The organism is Nocardia sp. 149-1B (assembly GCF_057747975.1).
In genome coordinates, this window is record NZ_CM173233.1 from 3,811,828 (window position 1) to 3,829,444 (window position 17,617).

Below are 17,617 nucleotides of genomic sequence, written 5' to 3' on the forward strand. Positions count from 1 at the left end.
CCCACCTGACCGGGGTCCAGGATGCAGTCAGGTGGCGTGCAGGCAGCTCATCCGACCCTGGGCTCGTGAGCACGACGACCGTGGGACTCGACATCGGCAGCCGCAGCCTGGTGGCACGCGCCCGCTGGGTGCTCGGCGGCGGCCTGGCCGTGGTCCTGCTGGCGCTGGTCCTCCCGACGGCCACCGGCGTCCCGTGGGCCAGCACCTGGTCGGTGGTCTCCGGCGTGCCTGCGGTCGAGCTGGCCGCCCTGGTGGTGCTGTGGGGGCTGGGCCTGCTCTCCCACACGATCACGTTGACCGCCGCGCTCCCGACGCTCACGCACCGCCGGGCCCTGACCCTGAGCCTGACCGGGAGCGCCGTCGCGAACGTGCTGCCCCTCGGCGGGGCGGCCGGCATCGCCGTCAACCACCGGATGGTCCGCCACTGGGGCTTCGCCTCGGAGGAGTTCGCCGCCTACACGGTGGTCACCAACATCTGGGACGTCCTGGTCAAGCTCGCGCTGCCGCTGGCGGCCGTCCCGGTCGTCGCCCTCGCCACGAGCGTGTCGCTCGGGAGAACCCTGGGGCCGGCACTGCTGGGGGCCACGGTCCTGGCAGCGGGCTGCGCGACGGTGCTGGCCGTGCTCGCCCGCCCCGCGACGGCGGCGTACGCCGGGAGGCTGCTCGACCGGGTGAGCAACGGCGCCCTCCGGGCGGTCCGCTCCTCGCGGCGGGTCCGGCCGGGCCAGGCGCTCGTCGGTCTGCAGGAGCGCTGCAGCGCGCTGGTCCGGACCCGCTGGCCGAGGCTCAGCCTCGGGATGGTGCTCTACACCGCGCTGCTGTTCGCGCTGATGTGGTCGTGCCTGGCCGCCACCGGCTCCGGGCTCGCGCCGGCGGCGGTGCTCGGCGGGTTCGCCGTCGAGCGGCTGCTGACTCTGGCCGGGCTCACGCCCGGCGGCGCCGGCGTCGTCGAGGTCGGGCTCACCGGCGCCCTGCTGGCGTTCGGGGGGACGCCGGCGGGCGTGGTCGCCGGGGTGCTGCTCTACCGGGCGCTGACCTACGGCCTCGAGATCCCGGTCGGTGGCGTGGGCCTCGCGGTGTGGCTGTGGCAGCTGCATCGCGGTCCGGCAGCGGAACCGGCGCCGGAGCCGAGGCTCTGATGCGCGTCCTGCACGTCAGCGACTGCTACCTCCCCCGTCTCGGCGGGATCGAGATCCACCTCCGCGACCTGGTGCGCCACCAGCGCGCCGCCGGCCACGACGCCCACGTCGCGACCACGACGGCGGCCGGGTCCGACGCCGCCGACGACCCGTGGGTGCACCGCATCGACGCCGGCAACGGTCTGGTGACCGGACTGACCCGGGCCGACGCCGCGCTGCGGCGGATCATCGCCGATCTCGCACCCGACGTCGTGCACGTGCACGTCTCGGTGTTCTCCCCGTTCGCGACGACCGCCGCCCGACGAGCGTCGATGTCGGGGGTCGCCACCCTGGTCACGGTGCACTCGATGTGGTCCCGGCTCGGTCCGCTGCCCGCGACCGCCCATGCCCTGCTGCGCCTGGGCTCCTGGCCGCTGACGTGGTCGGCGGTCAGCGAGCCCGCGGCGGCACCGCTGCGGGCGATGCTCGGCCCCGGCGTCCCGGTCCACGTGCTGCCCAACGCGATCGACGTCGACGACTGGCGGCCGCACGGTCTCCCTGCGCTGAGCTCGACGCCCACCGTGGTCAGCGTCATGCGGCTGACGCGCACCAAGCGCACCCTCCCCCTCGCCGCGATCCTCCGCGACGTGCGCCGCCGGCTCCCGGACGAGCTCCCGCTGCGCGCCGTGGTCATCGGGGACGGCCCGCAGCGCCCGGCCCTGGCGAGGTACCTGCGGCGGCACCGGATGAACGACTGGGTCGAGCTCCGGGGGCGCATCGACCGGTCCGCGATCCGGCAGGAGCTCACCGGCGCGGCCGTGTTCCTCGCGCCGGCGGAGCTGGAGTCCTTCGGCATCGCCGCCCTCGAGGCCCGCGCCTCCGGGCTGCCCGTGGTGGCCAGCTCGCACAGCGGGGTCGTGGAGTTCGTCGGTCACGGCACCGAGGGGCTGCTGGGCCCGACCGACCGGGCACTGGCCGCCCACGTCACCCGGCTGGTCGCCGACCGGTCGCTGCGGGACCGGATCGCGCACCACAACGCGATCGTGCCGCCCCGTCACGACTGGGCCCAGGCGCTCGTGCGCACCGACGCGGTCTATGCCGCGGCCATGTCGCCGAGTCGCGCACGGCTGACCCGCCTGGTTGCAGTGGGTGCGCCATGAGCACCGGACCGTTCACGCTGGTCTCGTTCCACGCCCACCCCGACGACGAGGCCCTGCTGACCGGCGGCACGCTCGCGCGGGCGGCCGCCGACGGCCATCGGGTGGTGCTGGTCGTGGCCACGGCCGGCGAGGCCGGCCTGGCATCGACCGCGGACGCCTCGCTCGGGGCCCGGCGGGTCCGCGAGCTGGAGGTCTCCGCGCAGGCACTCGGCGTCTCCCGGGTCGAGGTGCTCGGCTACGCCGACTCCGGTGGCGACTCCGGTCACGCGGGGACGCCGTACTGCGAGGTCGACGTCGAGGAGGCCGCCGGGCGGCTGGCCGCGATCCTGCGCGAGGAGCGGGCCGACGTGCTCACCAGCTACGACCCGGCCGGGGGCTACGGCCACCCCGACCACGTCCAGGTGCACCGGGTCGGGCGCCGTGCCGCCGAGCTCGCCGGCACCCCGGTGCTGCTGGAGGCCACGCTCGACCGGGCCCTGATCGAGCGGCTCCTCGGCCTGCTGCGCCGGCTCTCCCGCATCGCCTCGCTGCCCGCCCTGCCCGACACCGCCGGGATCTACACCGCCCGCGCCGACCTCACCCACGAGGTCGACGTACGTGCACACCTGGACGCCAAGCTCGCGTCCTTGCGCGCGCACGCGACCCAGACCACCGGCGGCGACCGGCCGCGGACCCTGGCGGTCCTGCTCGCGCTCCCGCGGCCGCTGGCCCGCCGGGTGCTCGGCCGGGAGTGGTTCCGCGAGGTCGGCCGGCCCCCGGGCGGCCCTCTGGAGGACGACGTCTTCGCGAGCCTGCGGCGTCCTCGGGCGACGGGCGAGCAGTCAGGTAGCTGGCAGGTGCCGCGCGCGAGTCTCCGACCATGACCATCACCCGGCCCCGATCCGCCGGCCTCGCCCGGGTGCTGCCGAGCCGCGAGGTGCTCAGCTTCCTGGCCGTCGGCGGGACCGGGTACGTCGTGGACGTCCTGGCCTTCAACGTCCTGCGCGGCCAGGTCTCGCCGACCGGAGCCAAGGTGCTGGCCGTCGCGGTCGCCATGGTGGTCACCTACCTCGGCAACCGCCTGCTCACCTGGCGGGACCGGGCGAGTGACCGGGGGCGCGAGGTCGCGCTCTTCGTGCTGTTCAACCTGATCGGCCTGGGGTTCTCGGTCGTCGCCCTCGTCGTCAGCCACGACCTGCTGGGCCTGACCAGCCGGCTGGCCGACAACATCTCGGCGAACGTCGTGGGTCTCGCCCTCGGCACGGCCTTCCGCTTCTGGTCCTACCGGCGCTTCGTCTTCGCCGACCGGACTGTCGACCGGGCCGATGCGTCGCCACGCGCGTTGCTCACGGCCGGGGAGCGCCTCACCGTCGACGTGATCTCGGGGAGCTACGGTGCCGGTCACGACGCGGCCGCCCACGAGATCGCCGAGCGCCTGGTCGCGGCCGGACACGTCGTACGCCGGTGGGACGTCGTCGACCTCTTCCCCGTCGGCCTGGGCCGGCTGCTGCGCCGGGCCTACTTCACGCAGCTGCAGACCGTGCCCGGGACGTGGGGCTTCCTGCTGCGGCGGCTGCGGCCCGGCCGGCTCGCCCACCGGGTGGCCACCCGCATCGTGGCGCTGCCGGCGCGGCAGATCCGGGCGTGTGTCACCGGCACGGACCTGGTGATCGCCACCCACCCGTTCGCGAGCCAGGCGCTGGGCCGGTTGCGTGCGACCGGCCGCCTCGGCGTTCCGGTCGTCACCTACCTCACCGACGCCTCGGTGCACCCGCTCTGGGTCCACCCCCGCGTCGATCTCCACCTCGCCCTGCACGAGGTCACCGCGGTCCAGGCCCGTGAGCTCGGCGGGACGACGACCGTGGTCGCACCGCTGCTGCCGAGCTCGTGCACCCGCCCGGCCGTCGAGACCACTGAAGAGCTGCGCGTCCGGCTCGGGCTGCCGGTGGACGCCGACCTCGCCCTGGTGGTCGGCGGCTCCCTCGGGGTCGGTGACCTCGAGCAGGCGGCCCTCGACATCGCCGCCACCGGGCTGGCCCTGCCGGTCGTCGTCTGCGGCACCAACACGACCCTGCGCGGCCGCCTGGATGGCCACCCCGGCGTGGTGGCACTCGGGTGGCGCGACGACATGCCCGACCTGCTCCGCGCCAGCGACTGCGTCGTGCAGAACGCCGGCGGGTTCACGAGCCTGGAGGCGCTGGGATCGGGGGTCCCGGTGCTCAGCTACCGGTGCCTTCCCGGGCACGGGGAGACCAACGCCGCCGCGCTCGAGGCCGCCGGGCTGGTGCCGTGGGCGCGCGACGAGGACGAGCTGCCCCTGGTGCTGGCCCGGGCCGTCCTGGGCACCACCCGCGGCTCGCTCCCCCCGTGCACGGCACCCGACCTCGTCACGGCCCTGGCCACGACCCGGGTCACGGAACAGGTCGCAGGACGGGTCACCGGACGGGGCGCGGCTCGGGGTACGGCATGGCACCCGGCGGCGGTCCTGGAGGTCGACCGATGAGCACCGGGGTGGACGTGGCCGTGGCGGGCATCGGGCCGCTGCGCCGACGGCTCAGCCCCGCGCTGGCCGGCATCAGCCCCACACGGCACATCGCGCTGACCTACGACGACGGACCGGACCAGGCCACGACCCCGCACTTCCTGCGGCTGCTGGACCGGACCGGCCAGCGCGCCACGTTCTTCGTGCTCGGGGAGCACGCCGACCAGCACCGCTGGCTGCTCCGGGAGATGGTGGAGGCCGGGCACGAGATCGGCGTCCACGGCTGGGACCACCGGTGCGTCCTGCGGACCCGCGCGAGCGTTCTGGCCGACCAGGTGCGGCGTACCGTGGCCATCGTGGAGGACCTCTCCGGCGAGGCCGTGAGGTGGTACCGACCGCCCTACGGCGTGCTGAGTCCTGCAGCGCTGGCAGCCGCGCAGGCAGCCGGCCTGCGGACCGTGCTGTGGTCGGCGTGGGGCCGCGACTGGGAGCGCCGCGCGACCCCGAGCCGCATCGTGACCTCGCTCGAGCGAACCCTGCGCCCCGGCGGGACCGTGCTGCTGCACGACACCGACCGGACCTCGGCGCCCGGCTCGTGGCGCCGCACCCTGGCCGCGAGCGAGCTCCTGCTCACCCGGTGGGCCGCGACCGGCGCCGACGTGGGGCCGCTGCGCGACCACCACCTCGACGACAGCTCCGACCACGGCGGCCTCGGTCTCGACCACGGGGACACCCACCGGAGCGACCCGGCGACCACATGAGCGGTCCCCTGCTCCAGCAACCGGCTCGGCACCCCGAGCCGGACCGGTTGTCCGGGCTCGGCCGCGTGCCGGGTCCGGTCCGGGCGCTGGTCCGGGGTCCGCGAGCAGTGGTCGTCTTGGCGCTCGGTGCCGGGCTCCTGGTCCTGCCCGGCATCGGCCGGCCGTTGTCCTCCGACGAGGGCGGCTTCTTGATGGTGGCCTCGCAGTGGTCGCCCGGAGACTCGCTCTACGGCAACTACTGGGTCGACCGGCCACCGCTCCTGATCGGGATGTTCCAGCTCGCCCACCTCGGGGGCGGCATGGTCGCGCTGCGGGTCCTCGGGCTCGTGGCCGTGATGGTCTCGGTGCTGCTCGCCGGCCGGATCGGCGCGCTGGCCGCGCCCTCCTCGCGCTGGGCACCGGCCCTGGCGGCAGCGACGGCCGCGGTCTTCACGACCTCGCCGCTGCTCGGCGCCGGCGAGGTCGACGGCGAGCTGCTGGCCCTCCCGTTCCTGTTCGCGAGCACGATCGGCGTCCTGGTCGCCCTGCGCCCCAGGCCCCCACGACAGGGGTGGCTGCGGGCGTCGGGTCCGTGGTGGGCGCTCGCGGGCGCGACCGCGATGGCCGCCGTGCTGGTGAAGCAGAGCATGCTCGACGGGTTCGTGCTGGCCGCGACCGTGATCGTGTGGCTGCTGGTCCGCTCCGGGAGCAGCGTGGCGGTCCGGGCGGCGGCGGCGTACACGCTCGGCGCCGGCGCGGTGCTCGGCTCCGTGCTCACCTGGGCGGCGTCGCGCGGCACGGGCCCGGTGGAGCTGTGGCGCGCGGTGGTGGTGTTCCGGGCCGACGCGGCCGCGGTGATCTCGACCGAGGCGAGCGCGAACACGCCCGCCCGGGCCGAGACCCTCGTGGTCTCGTTCCTCACCAGCGGTGCCCTGGCGGTCATCCTGCTCGCCCTGGTGCCGCGGATCCGCCGGTGGCGGCTGGCCTCCGGAACACGCGCGCGCCCCTCGCGACCCGACCTGCGCCTGCTTGCCGGGGTGGTGCTCGCCTGGGAGGCCGTGGCCGCCGCGTCGGGCGGCAGCTACTGGCTCCACTACCTGATCGGCCTGATCCCCGGCCTGGTCCTGGCGTCGGCTGCCGTCGCCAACCACGTGCCGGCGCGGAGCCGGTGGGTCGCGGCCGGGCTCGCCTACGCCGTCGTCGCGGGGCTCGTCTCGGCCGGGGGCATCGCCGTCGGTGGGCGGAGCGACAGCCCGAGCGTCGAGGTCGCGCAGTTCCTGGAGGCGCACGCCCGGCCCGGTGACACCGGCGTCGTCGCGTTCGGGAACCCGGCCATCCTGGAGTCGGCCGGCCTGAGCAGTCCCTACCCACAGCTGTGGAGCCTGCCGGTGCGGGTGCTCGACCCGCACCTCGCGGAGTTCAGCGCGGTGATCACCGGACCGACCCCACCGACGTGGGCGGTCGTGGACGGTTCCTCACTCGCCACGTGGGGTGTCGACGCCACCCGGGCCCAGCCGGTGTTCGACCGGAAGTACCGCCTGGTCCACGTCGACGGCGACTACTACATCTACCGGTTGCGGCACCCGGCGCCGCAACCCCGGCGCCACCCCGTGCGGCGCCGGACCGGCAACGCCTGACCGACCGGACGCGGGAGCTCAGGCGCCCCCGACGCCGACGTACGTGACCCGCCATCCGTAGCGGTTGTCCGCGGGCTCCACGATCGCGTAGTAGGTCGTGGCGGGGTCGGCGGCGAAGTCGATCTCGCAGTCCTTCGTACCTCCACCGTTGTCACGGCAGCTCGCGACCGAGCCGCCGCGTCCGGCCGCGTAGCCGACCAGCTGGTCCCAGTCGCCGACCGCGATGACGCCGGGGTCGGCCAGTGCGCCGCGGTCCCGGTCGGCCGCCGCCTGGACCACCAGGGCCAGGACCTCCTCGGCGCTGGAGGCGGCCGCCACGGCCGTCGCTCCGATCGCGGGCACCGGGAGCGTCCGGCAGGCAGCCAGCGTGACGTTGCAGCGGGCCGGCCGGGCAACAGCCTGGTCACCGCCCTCGGCCGGCAGCAGCACCGTGAGGAAGTCCTCCTCGTCCTCCCAGGTCCAGGCGCCGTTCGCGAAGCTCCAGCCCTGCGGCGCGTGCAGGGTCACCTCGTCGCCACCTGTGACCGGCTGCGCGCGGAGGCTCGAGACGGAGGTGACCTCCCCGGCGAGGGTGCCGGCCGGCGACCGGACCAGCCAGGTGCCCTCCTGGTTGACGTCGAGGGCGTCGTACGTCGGCAGTGAGCCGACGCGATCGAGGGTCCCGTCGGCCGCGACGGTCGCGAGGTAGGGCTCGGTGTCGGTCGCGTCGGTGGCACCGCCGGACCCGTCGACGACGACCAGGCCCGCGGCGGTGCCCTGGAGCACCACCTGGTCGGGGGCGGTCTCGCTCAGGTCCACGACCGCACGCTGGTCCTGGTAGCGCGTGCGCCACATCAGGCTGGTCCGGGTGCCCTGGACGATCACGTCGCCGTCGTCGGTGACGGCGCGGACGCCGACCGCGATGCCGTCCTCGGTGGCGGGCAGGTCGGCGATCGGGCTGATGCCGAAGCCCTCGCCGTCCGGCTCGGTGGTGAACCCGTTCACGCTCGCTCGGCCGCTGCTCGAGTCGACGAACGCGACCTGACCGCCGTGCGGTGAGATCACCGGCGGCTGGTCCAGCTGGGCGTCGATCTTGCTGGCGTCCACCCCCGTCGCGCCCCACCACCACGAGCCGTCGGTCCGCTGGCCCACCCAGGTGCCCGCCCGGGACTCGACGAGCCACCAGGTACCCGGGACCTGGGTGCCCTCGACGTACAGGCGCTGGTCGATGACGTAGGGGACCTTCGGGGTGGTGCCCGCGATCGTCCGATCCGAGCCGTCGGTCGCCGTCACCGCCGGAGGGCTGGGCGACGGGGTCGGCTGGGGCGTGCCTGCGTCGTGCCGAGAGAGCATCAGCGCGGCGACGCCGACGATCACTGCGACCGACGCCGCCACCAGCAGCGGCTGCCAGAGGTGTCCCCGGGACCTGGGGCCCACATCAGGCTGCAGCTCCGGCATCGGCGGCACCTGGACGCCGTCGGCGACCTCGTGCAGCTCGCGGGCCAGCGTGTTCTCGAGCTCGGTGGTCATCTCAGGCCTCCTCTCGGCCGGGTGCCTGCGGGCCGATCGCGGCTCGCAGAGCGTTCAGCGCGCGGTGCGCCGTGGACTTGACGTTGCCGGTGGAGCAACCGAGTGCGTCGGCGATCTCGCGTTCGCTGAGCTGCTCGTAGTAGCGCAGCACGATCACCGCCCGTTGCCGCGGCGGCAGCGAGGCGATGCGCGGCCAGAGCACCATCCGGTCCTCGGGACCCGCACTCGGCGCGGGGCGCGGCTCGGGCGGCGCGTCCGTGAGCAGCTCGAGCCGGCGGCCGCGTGGCCGCCGGTCGGTGATGAACAGGTTGGTCTGCATGCGGCGCAGGTAGGCCGCCGGCTGGTCGGCCCGGCTCACCTTCCCCCAGGACCGGTAGGCCTGCACCAGCGTCTGCTGGGCGAGGTCCTCGGCGTCCGCGTGGTTGCCGGTCAGCAGGTAGGAGGACCGGTAGAGCGAGGGCCACGCCGTCGCGGCGTACTCCTCGAACGTCGGCAGGTCCTGCGCTTGTCTCGTGGTCGAGATCGCCATCGGGCACCCCTTTCGTACCCCACTGACGACGCCACCGCGACAAAGGTTGCGTCGCGTGCTCGCGCCTTATCCGACGAGCAGCGTGCACCAGCTGTCGGTGAGGAGGTCCAGCGCGAGGTCCCGCTCGGCGGCGCTGCTCCAGCCCCGCCTGGCCCAGCGCCGCGACAAGTTCTCGAGCTGGCCGAACGCCAGCGCCCCGCGAACGAGACGGCTCTCCGGCTCGAACCGGCCGGCGGCGGCGAGGCCGTCGCGGATGCGGGTGATCGCGAGCTCGAACCACGCGTCGACGTCCCGGTCGATGTCGGGCTCGATCGCGGCGGCCTGGAAGGCAGCGGTCAACTGCGGCATCACCTCGGGCCACTGGTCGATGCGGCTCGCGAGCCAGGAGCGGATCAGCTGGCGGTCACCTGACGCGATGACGCCCGTGAGGTCCACCTGGTCGTTCCTCGCCACCAGCTCGTCGAGGTCGACGAGCAGCGCCTGCAGGAGCTCGGTCTTGGAGGTGAAGTGGAGGTAGAACGTCGTGCGGGTCGTCCCGGCGCCCGTGGCGATGTCGTCGATCGTGGCGGCCGCGTAGCCCTTGTCCTGGAACGCACGGAGCCCCGAGTCGATGAGGAGGCGACGCGTCCGCTGCTTCTGCGCGTCGCGCTGGCCGGCCATGCCGTCAGGCTATCTGGACCACCTGACCACGCCCCGCCGACTCACCCCAGGCGGAGCTGGGTGATCAGGCGGCGCGCGGACTCCCCACCCTGGTCGAGGGCGCGGGCGACAGCCGTGCGTACGTCGAGGTCCGACCGCAGCGCCTGCGCCGGGGCCCACGGGTCGCCGCTCCCCGGGCGGGCAGCCGCGGCGTAGAGCGCCTCGAGCAGCTCCTGCGCCTCACCGAGCGACTCGGTCTCGAAGTCCCAGGGCTCGTCGTAGCGGCGGTGCAGCAGGTGCAGGCGCAGGGCTGCCGGCGAGACGTGCTCGAGCAGGTCGTCGACGAGCACCAGGTTGCCGGTGGACTTCGCCATCTTCGCGCCGTCGACGCGGACCTCCCCGACGTGCAGCTCGGCCCGGGCGAACGGAGCGACGCCGCTGGCCGCCTCGGCCATCGCCACCTGGTAGGCGTGGTGCGGGAAGACCAGGTCGTCGCCGCCGACGAGCACGTCGACGCTCGTTCCGTGGACGGCCATCGCCATCGCGGCACACTCGGCGTGCCAGCCGGGCCGGCCCCAGCCCCACGGGCTCGGCCAGGCCGGCTGCTGGTCCGACGAGGGCCGCCACACGGCGACGTCGAACGGGTCGTCCTTGGCCGGGTCGTCCGGGTCGTCGCCGTACGCCGCGGAGAGCGCCAGCGCGCGGTCGCGGTCGAGCCCGGTGCGGCCGGCGACCGCCGCGCCCCGGAACCACACCGTGCCGTCGCGCTCGTAGGCCGCGCCGCGGTCGAGCAGCACCTGGGCCAGCTGGACGACCGCGTCGACGTAGTGGCGCGCCCGCGGCTGGTGGGCCGGGGTGGCGACGCGCAGGGCCCGCATCGACCGGTCGAAGACCGCTTCCTGGGTCACGGCGAGCTCGTCGAAGTGGCTGCCGCGCCGGGCAGCCGCCTCGAGCAGCACGTCGTCGACGTCGGTGACGTTGCGGCAGGTCGCGACATCGACCCCGGTGCCGTCCAGCACCGAGGCCAGCAGGTCGGCCCACACGAACGTCGCCGCATGGCCGAGGTGGGTGACGTCGTACGGCGTGATGCCGCAGACGTACACCCGGGCCGAGCCCACCAGGGGGAGCGCGGCGCCGGCCAGCCTCACCCGCGCGGGGGCGGGCGGCGGGGTGCCCACGCGCTGCGCGGCGTCGGTCACGGGCGAGGTCAGGTGGCGCAGGGAGTGGGCCGGCATGCGCCCAGTCTCGCATCCACGCTATTGTCCGGATGTCCGTACATTTGAGCAGCGAAGGTGAGCCATGGTGCCCGTCGACCGCACCAGTCCGATGCCGCTGTGGGCGCAGGTCCGCGCCGACATCGAGCGCCGCCTGCGCCGCGGCGAGTTCGCCGACTCCTTCCCCGGCGAGCTGGCGCTCGTCGAGCAGTACGCCGTCAGCCGGCACACGGTCCGCGAGGCGCTGCGCCAGCTGCGCTCCTCGGGGCTGGTCGAGGCCGGACGCGGCCGCGCGCCGCGGGTGGCCGGCTCCGACAGCACGGAGATCACCCCACCCCAGGGCACGCTCTACAGCCTGTTCGCGTCGGCCCGCGCCGCCGGCCACAGCCAGCGCAGCATCGTGCGCGCCCTCGACGCCCGGGCCGACGGCACGGTGGCGGCCCGCCTCGGGCTGGAGGAGTCGACGCCGCTGGTCTACCTCGAGCGCATTCGCCTGGTCGACGACGAGCCGCTCGCGATGGACCGGGTCTGGCTGCCGGCCCGGCTGGCCACCCCGCTGCTGGAGGCCGACTTCACCCGGACCTCGCTGTACGCCGAGCTGCGCGACCGTTGCGGGGTGCGGCTCACCGGAGGGCGCGAGCAGGTGCGCGCAGTGGTGCCGACCACGGCGGAGCGGGTGCTGCTCGGCATCCCCGACCGCACCGCGGCGTTCGCGATCGACCGCACCGGCGAGCTCGCCGGGCAGCCGGTCGAGTGGCGGCAGACGGTCGTGCGGGGAGACCGGTTCAGCCTGCGGACCGACCTCGACCAGCCGCAGGTCCTGCAGGCCACCGTGACCGGGGCAGCGGCCGGCCGATGACGCTCCTCGCCACCGTCGTGCTCGGCCTGCTGGTCGGCTCCGTGTTGGGCGGGCTCGGCGGGGGCGGGGCGATCCTGACGGTGCCGGCCATGGTCTACCTGCTCGGCCAGTCCGCGCAGGCGGCGACGACCGGCAGCCTGGTGGTCGTCGGGCTGTCCGCCGTCACCGGCGCGGCGTCCCACGTTCACAGCGGCCAGGTCCGCTGGCGCCTCGCCGTTGCCTTCGGGGTGCTGGGCGCTCCCGGGGCGTGGGTCGGCAGCAGGCTCAACCACGGCATCGACGAGGACACCCTGCTGCTCGCGTTCTCGGTGCTGATGGTGGTCGCCGCGGCCCTGATGGCGGCCGGCCGGGCGGACATCGGCGGGCGCTGCGGCACCGCCGACCGGCGTACCTCACCGGCGGCGATGGTGCTCGCGGCGCTGCTGGTCGGGGTGCTGACCGGGTTCTTCGGTGTCGGCGGCGGCTTCGTGGTGGTGCCGGTCCTCGTGCTGGTCGTGGGCCTGCCGATGCCGCAGGCGGTCGGCACGTCGCTGGTCGTCGTGGCGCTCAACGCGGCGACGTCGCTGCTGGTCCGCCTCGACGGCCCTCCGGTGGACATGCGGGTGGTGGTGCCGTTCGCGCTGGCCGCGATGGGGGCCGCCGTGCTCGGCAAGCACGCCGCCGACCGGCTGCCCGCTCGCGGCCTGGCCGTCGGGTTCGCGCTCGTCCTGACGCTGGTCGCCGGCGGAACCGCCGCGCAGAGCCTCCACGACCTGGCCGACCACGACCGCTCCCCTCAGGCCGGCGGCCTCAGCAGCGGCACGTCGAGGCGGGCGGCGAGCTCGTCGTACGACGTCTCGAAGGTCTCGCGCACCACGACGCCCTCCGGGGTGATCTCGAAGGTCGCGACGTCGGTGTAGACGCGGTCGACGCACCCGACGCCGGTCAGCGGGTAGGTGCAGGCCGGGACCAGCTTGGGCGAGCCGTCCTTGGCGAACAGCGCCATCATCACGAACACGCTGCGCGCCCCGGTGGCGAGGTCCATCGCCCCGCCGACCGCGGGGATCGCGTCGGGCGCGCCGGTGTGCCAGTTGGCGAGGTCTCCCCTGGCGGAGACCTGGAACGCGCCGAGCACGCAGACGTCGAGGTGGCCGCCGCGCATCATCGCGAACGAGTCGGCCTGATGGAAGTACGACGCTCCCGGGAGCTCGGTCACCGGGGACTTGCCGGCGTTGGTCAGGTCGGGGTCGATCCGGTCACCGGTCGCGGCCGGACCCATGTTGAGCATGCCGTTCTCGGTGTGCAGCACCACCCCGGAGCCGGGCGCGAGGTGGTCGGCCACCAGCGTCGGCTGGCCGATGCCGAGGTTGACGTAGGACCCCGGTGAGATGTCACGGGCGACCACGGCGGCGATCTCGTGCTTGCTCAGGCTCACACCGCCACCACCCGGTCGACGTAGATGCCCGGGGTCACGACCGCCTCGGGGTCCAGCTCTCCGGTCTCGACGACCTCCCGCACCTGCACGACCGTGGTCCGCGCGGCCGCGGCCATCACCGGGCCGAAGTTGCGGGCGGTCTTGCGGTAGACCAGGTTGCCCATCCGATCGGCACGGTGCGCCGCGACCAGTGCCACGTCGCCCCGGATCGGGTGCTCGAGGACGAAGGTGCGGCCCTCGATCTCGCGGGTCTCCTTGCCCTCGGCCAGCGGCGTGCCGACACCCGTGGGCGTGTAGAAGGCCCCGATGCCGGCACCCGCGGCCCGCAGCCGCTCGGCCAGGTTGCCCTGCGGTACCAGCTCGAGCTCGATGCGGCCGGCACGGTAGAGCCCGTCGAAGACCCAGGAGTCCTGCTGGCGCGGGAACGAGCAGACGACCTTGCGCACCCGGCCCTGCGCCAGCAGCGCGGCCAGGCCGGTGTCGCCGTTGCCGGCGTTGTTGGAGACCACGGTCAGGTCGGTGGCGCCCTGGTCGATGACGGCGTCGACGAGCTCGACCGGCATCCCGGCCATGCCGAAGCCGCCGACGAGCACGACCGCGCCGTCCCGGATGCCGGCGACCGCCTCGGCGACCGTCGCGCAGATCGTCGCGGTCACGGCGTACCTTCCGGGTTCTCCAGCACGACGGCGAGGGCCTGGCCCACCCCGATGCAGATCGCGGCGACGCCCCAACGCCTCCCCGACTCGCGCAGCCGCGCCGCGAGAGTGCCGACGACGCGGCCCCCGGAGGCGCCGAGCGGGTGGCCGATCGCGATCGCGCCGCCCTTGGCGTTGACGACCGCGGGGTCGAGGCCCTGGCGGGCCCAGGCGTCCACGCATGCCAGCGACTGCACGGCAAAGGCCTCGTTGAGCTCGACCGCCGCCACGTCGCCCCAGCCGATCCCGGCCCGGGCCAGCGCCCGGTCCGCGGCCTCGACCGGCGCGTAGCCGAACCACTGCGGCTCGACCGCGCTGACCCCGCGGCCCGCGACCCGGGCGACCGGGTCGCGCCCGATGACCGAGGCCGCGGCCTCGGAGCCGAGCAGCACGACGGACGCCCCGTCGCTGAGCGGGGAGGCGTTGCCGGCAGTGATGGAGCCCTCGGGGCGGAACACCGGCTTCAGGGCCGCGAGCGCCGCGGCACTCGAGCCGGGTCGGATGCCCTCGTCGCGGCGCAGGTCGCTCTGCCCGTTCCCGGCGTCGACCGGCACCACCAGATCATCGTAGAAGCCCGCCTCCCAGGCGGCGTCAGCGAGGATGTGCGAGCGGGCGGCGAACTCGTCCTGCCGGTCCCGCGGGATCGCGAAGCGCTCGGCCAGCAGCTCGTTGGCCTCGCCGAGCGCCACCGTCCACTCGGCGGGCATCCGCTCGTTGACGAGGCGCCAGCCCAGCGTCGTGGACACCGCGGTGACATCGGCCGCCGGATAGGCGCGCTCGGGCTTGGGCAGCACCCAGGGTGCCCGGGTCATCGACTCGACGCCGCCGGTCAGCACCACCTCGGCGTCCCCCGCCTCGATCGCCCGCGACCCGGCGACGACCGCATCCAGCGAGGACCCGCACAGGCGGTTGACGGTGACCGCCGGCACTGACACCGGCAGTCCCGCCAGCAGGACGGCCATCCGGCCCACGTTGCGGTTGTCCTCGCCCGCCTGGTTGGCACACCCCCACACGACGTCGCCGACGGCCGCCGGGTCGAGGTCGGGCACCTGCGCCAGGGCGCCGGTGATCGCCGTGGCCGCGAGGTCGTCGGGGCGGACGCCGGCGAGTGCGCCGCCGAACCGGCCGAACGGGGTGCGGACCGCGGCGTACACGAAGGCTGAGCTCATGCCTCCGACGCTAGGCGGCATCATCTATCAGGTCCAATACTCATAGTGGCTCGATTCATCATCTCCATCGATAAGATGCGCGCATGGAGCTGCGACACGCGCGGTACGTGCTGGCGCTCGCGGAGGAGCGCCACTTCGGCCGCGCGGCGGCCCGGGTGCACGTCGCGCAGCCCGCGCTCTCCCAGCAGGTCAAGCAGCTCGAGCGCGAGCTGGGCGTCGAGCTGTTCCGCCGGACCACCCGGCGGGTCGAGCTCACCGAGGCCGGTCGGCGGTTCGCCGAGCACGCCCGCGGGATCGTCGCCGGCGTCGAGCGGGCCGAGTCGGACATGGCCCTGCTCGCCGCCGGCCGGGCCGGGCGGGTGTCGGTCGGGTTCATCGGCACCGCGACCTACGACGTGCTCCCCCGCGTCGCGCGCGAGGTCCGCGCCGAGCTCCCCGACCTCGACCTGCAGCTGCGCGGCGAGGTGCTCAGCCCGCGGCTGGTCGCCGGGCTCGCCGACGGCACCTTCGACCTCGCTCTGCTGCGTCCCGAGGCCGACACCGCTCTGGCGGTCCGGCCGCTGCGGTCCGAGCGGCTGGTGGCGGTGCTCCCGGAGGCGCACCCGCTCGCGGGCCGCCGCCGGATCCGGCTGGCCGAGCTGGCCGGTGAGCCGTTCGTCGTGCACCCCTCGGGTCACCGGTCCTCCCTCCACGAGCAGGTGCTGCGCGCCTGCGGCGACGCGGGCTTCGAGCCCTCATCCCTGGTCGAGGTCGCGGAGACCGCGACGATGGTGGTGTTCGTCGCCGCGGGGCTCGGCGTCGCGCTCGTGCCCGAGCCGGTGCGCAGCCTCGGGCTCGAGGGCGTCTCGTACGTCGCCCTGGTCGACCCGCCCGCGATCGACCTCGCGCTCGCCGGCCGGCGAGACGAGGCCTCGCCGGCCGTGCACCACGTCGCCGAGGTCATCGAGCGGATCGTCATGGGTCCGCTCAGAACGGGTAGCGCGCCGGCTCGCCCCGCATCGTGATCCACCGGGTCTCGGTGAACGCCTCGATGTTGGCCGCCGCGCCGCCGAAGCGGGATCCGGTGCCGGACGCCTTCACACCGCCGAACGGCGCCACCGCCTCGTCGTTTACGGTCTGGTCGTTGATGTGCACGATGCCGGTGGGGATCCGGTCGGCCACCGCGAGACCTCGCATCACGTCGCGCGTGACGATGCCCAGCGAGAGGCCGTAGTCACTGTCGGAGGCCAACCGGACCGCATCGTCGACGGACGTGACCCGGGTGACCGCCGCGACCGGGCCGAACACCTCCTCGGCGAACGCCGGGGCGGCCAGCGGCGCGTCGGCGAGCACCGTGGGACGGTAGAACAGCGACTCGTAGGTCCCGCCGGCCGCGAGCGACGCACCCTGCTCGGCGCTGGCGACGACCATCCGGTGGATCTTGTCGCGCTGGCCGGCGTCGATCACCGGGCCGAGCGCCACCTCCGCAGTCGCCGGGTCGCCGACCGGCAGCGCCGTCGCCTTCGCCGCGAGGGCCTCGACGAAGTCGTCGTAGATCCGGTCGGCCACCAGGTGCCGGCCCGTGGTCATGCAGATCTGGCCCTGGTGGAAGAACGACCCCCAGGCCGCCAGGTTGACGGCCTCCTCGACGTCGGCGTCGTCGAGCACCAGCAGCGCTGAGTTGCCGCCGAGCTCGAGGTGCGCGCGCTTGAGGTGCCGCCCCGCGAGCTCCCCGATCCGGCGGCCCACGCCGGTGGACCCCGTGAACGAGATGACCCGCACGTGCGGGTCGGTGATCATCGCCTCGCCGACGTCGGCGCCGCCGGGGAGCAGCTGGAGGACCCCGGGCGGTACGCCGGCCTCCTCGAACACCCGGGCCATCAACGTGCCGCCGGTCACCGCCGTGCGCGGGTCCGGCTTGAGCAGCACGGCGTTGCCGAGCGCGAGCGCCGGGGCGACCGACCGGATGCCCAGGATGATCGGGACGTTGAACGGCGAGATCACGCCGACGACGCCGGCCGGCACCCGCTTGGCCATCGAGAGCCGGGGCTGCTCGGTCGGCAGCAGCTCGCCGATCGGCCGCCCGGTGAGCGCCGCCGCCTCGTAGCACTCCTCGGCGGCGACGTGCAGCGCGAACCCGGCCATGCCGGGCACCGCGCCGACCTCGCGGACGTTCCAGCCGCTGATCTCCTCAGCGTGCTGGGTCCACAGGTCACCGGCCCGCCGCAGCACCGCGGCGCGCGCGGTGTAGGGCAGCGCAGCCCAGTCGTGCTGGGCCTCGGCGGCGGAGGCCGCGGCCTCGGCGACGTCCTCGGCGGTGGCCGCTCCCATGCGTGCGAGCTCGGCACCGGTGGCCGGCTCGACCACGGCGTAGTCGCCGCCACGGCCCTCCTGCCAGGTCCCGGCCTTGAAGATGTTGCCCTGCCAGTCGACGGCGTCGAGAAGTCCCACGACGCGCTCCTTTCTGCTTGCCGCTCGGGTCGCGAGCGAGAGG

General features: G+C 74.7%; 16 protein-coding genes and 1 pseudogene. 9 read left to right on the top strand and 8 right to left on the bottom strand.

The annotated features are described in order from the left end of the window. Positions 1-65 precede the first annotated feature (65 nt). From AC3ANS_RS18250 to AC3ANS_RS18275, 6 genes are read left to right on the top strand one after another with little or no spacing between them, the layout of a single operon-like run. Positions 66-1,139 (top strand): lysylphosphatidylglycerol synthase transmembrane domain-containing protein, encoded by a 1,074-nt coding sequence (locus tag AC3ANS_RS18250; RefSeq protein WP_488292998.1) that lies wholly within the window; start codon positions 66-68, stop codon positions 1,137-1,139. Continuing rightward, on the top strand, positions 1,139-2,278 hold the full coding sequence (locus tag AC3ANS_RS18255) for a glycosyltransferase family 4 protein (protein ID WP_488292999.1): 1,140 nt from the start codon (positions 1,139-1,141) through the stop codon (positions 2,276-2,278). Before AC3ANS_RS18250 ends, AC3ANS_RS18255 begins: the two co-directional genes overlap by 1 nt. Next, positions 2,275-3,141: a PIG-L family deacetylase gene (locus AC3ANS_RS18260; RefSeq protein ID WP_488293000.1), complete on the top strand. Its 867-nt coding sequence runs from the start codon at positions 2,275-2,277 to the stop codon at positions 3,139-3,141. The genes AC3ANS_RS18255 and AC3ANS_RS18260 overlap by 4 nt, the downstream gene beginning before the upstream one ends. Beyond that, positions 3,138-4,760, top strand: a complete 1,623-nt coding sequence (locus AC3ANS_RS18265) for a GtrA family protein (RefSeq protein ID WP_488293001.1) — start codon at positions 3,138-3,140, stop codon at positions 4,758-4,760. Before AC3ANS_RS18260 ends, AC3ANS_RS18265 begins: the two co-directional genes overlap by 4 nt. Beyond that, positions 4,757-5,500, top strand: a complete 744-nt coding sequence (locus AC3ANS_RS18270) for a polysaccharide deacetylase family protein (protein WP_488293002.1) — start codon at positions 4,757-4,759, stop codon at positions 5,498-5,500. The genes AC3ANS_RS18265 and AC3ANS_RS18270 overlap by 4 nt, the downstream gene beginning before the upstream one ends. Next, positions 5,497-7,116, top strand: a complete 1,620-nt coding sequence (locus AC3ANS_RS18275; protein ID WP_488293003.1) for a hypothetical protein — start codon at positions 5,497-5,499, stop codon at positions 7,114-7,116. The genes AC3ANS_RS18270 and AC3ANS_RS18275 overlap by 4 nt, the downstream gene beginning before the upstream one ends. An 18-nt stretch (positions 7,117-7,134) precedes the next feature. Here the strand turns inward: AC3ANS_RS18275 and AC3ANS_RS18280 are convergent, their stop codons facing one another. The 4 genes from AC3ANS_RS18280 to AC3ANS_RS18295 all read right to left on the bottom strand — a co-directional run bounded on the left by AC3ANS_RS18280 (position 7,135) and on the right by AC3ANS_RS18295 (position 11,028). After that, on the bottom strand, positions 7,135-8,625 hold the full coding sequence (locus tag AC3ANS_RS18280) for a hypothetical protein (protein ID WP_488293004.1): 1,491 nt from the start codon (positions 8,623-8,625) through the stop codon (positions 7,135-7,137). Position 8,626: 1 nt separating this feature from the next. Further along, positions 8,627-9,154 (bottom strand): SigE family RNA polymerase sigma factor, encoded by a 528-nt coding sequence (locus tag AC3ANS_RS18285; protein WP_488293005.1) that lies wholly within the window; start codon positions 9,152-9,154, stop codon positions 8,627-8,629. A 66-nt stretch (positions 9,155-9,220) separates the two neighbouring features. Then, complete coding sequence (locus tag AC3ANS_RS18290; protein ID WP_488293006.1) at positions 9,221-9,814, bottom strand: TetR/AcrR family transcriptional regulator; 594 nt, start codon at positions 9,812-9,814, stop codon at positions 9,221-9,223. A gap of 41 nt (positions 9,815-9,855) precedes the next feature. After that, a complete protein-coding gene (locus AC3ANS_RS18295; protein ID WP_488293007.1) occupies positions 9,856-11,028 on the bottom strand; it encodes a cysteine--1-D-myo-inosityl 2-amino-2-deoxy-alpha-D-glucopyranoside ligase in 1,173 nt (390 codons plus the stop codon). Positions 11,029-11,092: 64 nt separating this feature from the next. Between AC3ANS_RS18295 and AC3ANS_RS18300 the strand changes: the two genes are divergently transcribed. Together AC3ANS_RS18300 and AC3ANS_RS18305 are read left to right on the top strand one after the other, a co-directional pair. Beyond that, a complete protein-coding gene (locus AC3ANS_RS18300) occupies positions 11,093-11,866 on the top strand; it encodes a GntR family transcriptional regulator (RefSeq protein ID WP_488293008.1) in 774 nt (257 codons plus the stop codon). Next, positions 11,863-12,576, top strand: a pseudogene (locus AC3ANS_RS18305) (sulfite exporter TauE/SafE family protein); the annotation flags it as partial. The gene AC3ANS_RS18300 and the pseudogene AC3ANS_RS18305, both read left to right, overlap by 4 nt. A gap of 65 nt (positions 12,577-12,641) precedes the next feature. On the opposite strand, the gene AC3ANS_RS18310 reads toward AC3ANS_RS18305, so the two are convergent. The 3 genes from AC3ANS_RS18310 to AC3ANS_RS18320 are packed head-to-tail and all read right to left on the bottom strand — an operon-like array spanning position 12,642 to position 15,144. Then, positions 12,642-13,280, bottom strand: a complete 639-nt coding sequence (locus AC3ANS_RS18310) for a 3-oxoacid CoA-transferase subunit B (protein ID WP_488293009.1) — start codon at positions 13,278-13,280, stop codon at positions 12,642-12,644. Next, positions 13,277-13,936: a 3-oxoacid CoA-transferase subunit A gene (locus AC3ANS_RS18315; protein ID WP_488293010.1), complete on the bottom strand. Its 660-nt coding sequence runs from the start codon at positions 13,934-13,936 to the stop codon at positions 13,277-13,279. The genes AC3ANS_RS18310 and AC3ANS_RS18315 overlap by 4 nt, the downstream gene beginning before the upstream one ends. Further along, positions 13,933-15,144, bottom strand: coding sequence for a thiolase family protein (locus AC3ANS_RS18320; RefSeq protein ID WP_488293011.1), 1,212 nt, complete (start codon positions 15,142-15,144; stop codon positions 13,933-13,935). Before AC3ANS_RS18320 ends, AC3ANS_RS18315 begins: the two co-directional genes overlap by 4 nt. Before the next feature lie 83 nt (positions 15,145-15,227). Between AC3ANS_RS18320 and AC3ANS_RS18325 the strand changes: the two genes are divergently transcribed. Further along, a complete protein-coding gene (locus AC3ANS_RS18325) occupies positions 15,228-16,148 on the top strand; it encodes a LysR substrate-binding domain-containing protein (RefSeq protein ID WP_488293012.1) in 921 nt (306 codons plus the stop codon). Here AC3ANS_RS18325 and AC3ANS_RS18330 read toward each other — a convergent pair. Continuing rightward, positions 16,111-17,574, bottom strand: coding sequence for an aldehyde dehydrogenase family protein (locus tag AC3ANS_RS18330; protein WP_488293013.1), 1,464 nt, complete (start codon positions 17,572-17,574; stop codon positions 16,111-16,113). The genes AC3ANS_RS18325 and AC3ANS_RS18330 overlap by 38 nt on opposite strands. Positions 17,575-17,617: the final 43 nt, after the last annotated feature.

Bases quoted from the DNA above. Each gene is read 5' to 3' on its own strand.
- AC3ANS_RS18255 (WP_488292999.1), top strand. From the start codon at position 1,139: ATGCGCGTCCTGCACGTCAGCGACTGCTACCTCCCCCGTCTCGGCGGG.
- AC3ANS_RS18260 (WP_488293000.1), top strand. From the start codon at position 2,275: ATGAGCACCGGACCGTTCACGCTGGTCTCGTTCCACGCCCACCCCGAC.
- AC3ANS_RS18265 (WP_488293001.1), top strand. From the start codon at position 3,138: ATGACCATCACCCGGCCCCGATCCGCCGGCCTCGCCCGGGTGCTGCCG.
- AC3ANS_RS18270 (WP_488293002.1), top strand. From the start codon at position 4,757: ATGAGCACCGGGGTGGACGTGGCCGTGGCGGGCATCGGGCCGCTGCGC.
- AC3ANS_RS18275 (WP_488293003.1), top strand. From the start codon at position 5,497: ATGAGCGGTCCCCTGCTCCAGCAACCGGCTCGGCACCCCGAGCCGGAC.
- AC3ANS_RS18280 (WP_488293004.1), bottom strand. From the start codon at position 8,625: ATGACCACCGAGCTCGAGAACACGCTGGCCCGCGAGCTGCACGAGGTC.
- AC3ANS_RS18285 (WP_488293005.1), bottom strand. From the start codon at position 9,154: ATGGCGATCTCGACCACGAGACAAGCGCAGGACCTGCCGACGTTCGAG.
- AC3ANS_RS18290 (WP_488293006.1), bottom strand. From the start codon at position 9,814: ATGGCCGGCCAGCGCGACGCGCAGAAGCAGCGGACGCGTCGCCTCCTC.
- AC3ANS_RS18295 (WP_488293007.1), bottom strand. From the start codon at position 11,028: ATGCCGGCCCACTCCCTGCGCCACCTGACCTCGCCCGTGACCGACGCC.
- AC3ANS_RS18300 (WP_488293008.1), top strand. From the start codon at position 11,093: ATGGTGCCCGTCGACCGCACCAGTCCGATGCCGCTGTGGGCGCAGGTC.
- AC3ANS_RS18320 (WP_488293011.1), bottom strand. From the start codon at position 15,144: ATGAGCTCAGCCTTCGTGTACGCCGCGGTCCGCACCCCGTTCGGCCGG.
- AC3ANS_RS18325 (WP_488293012.1), top strand. From the start codon at position 15,228: ATGGAGCTGCGACACGCGCGGTACGTGCTGGCGCTCGCGGAGGAGCGC.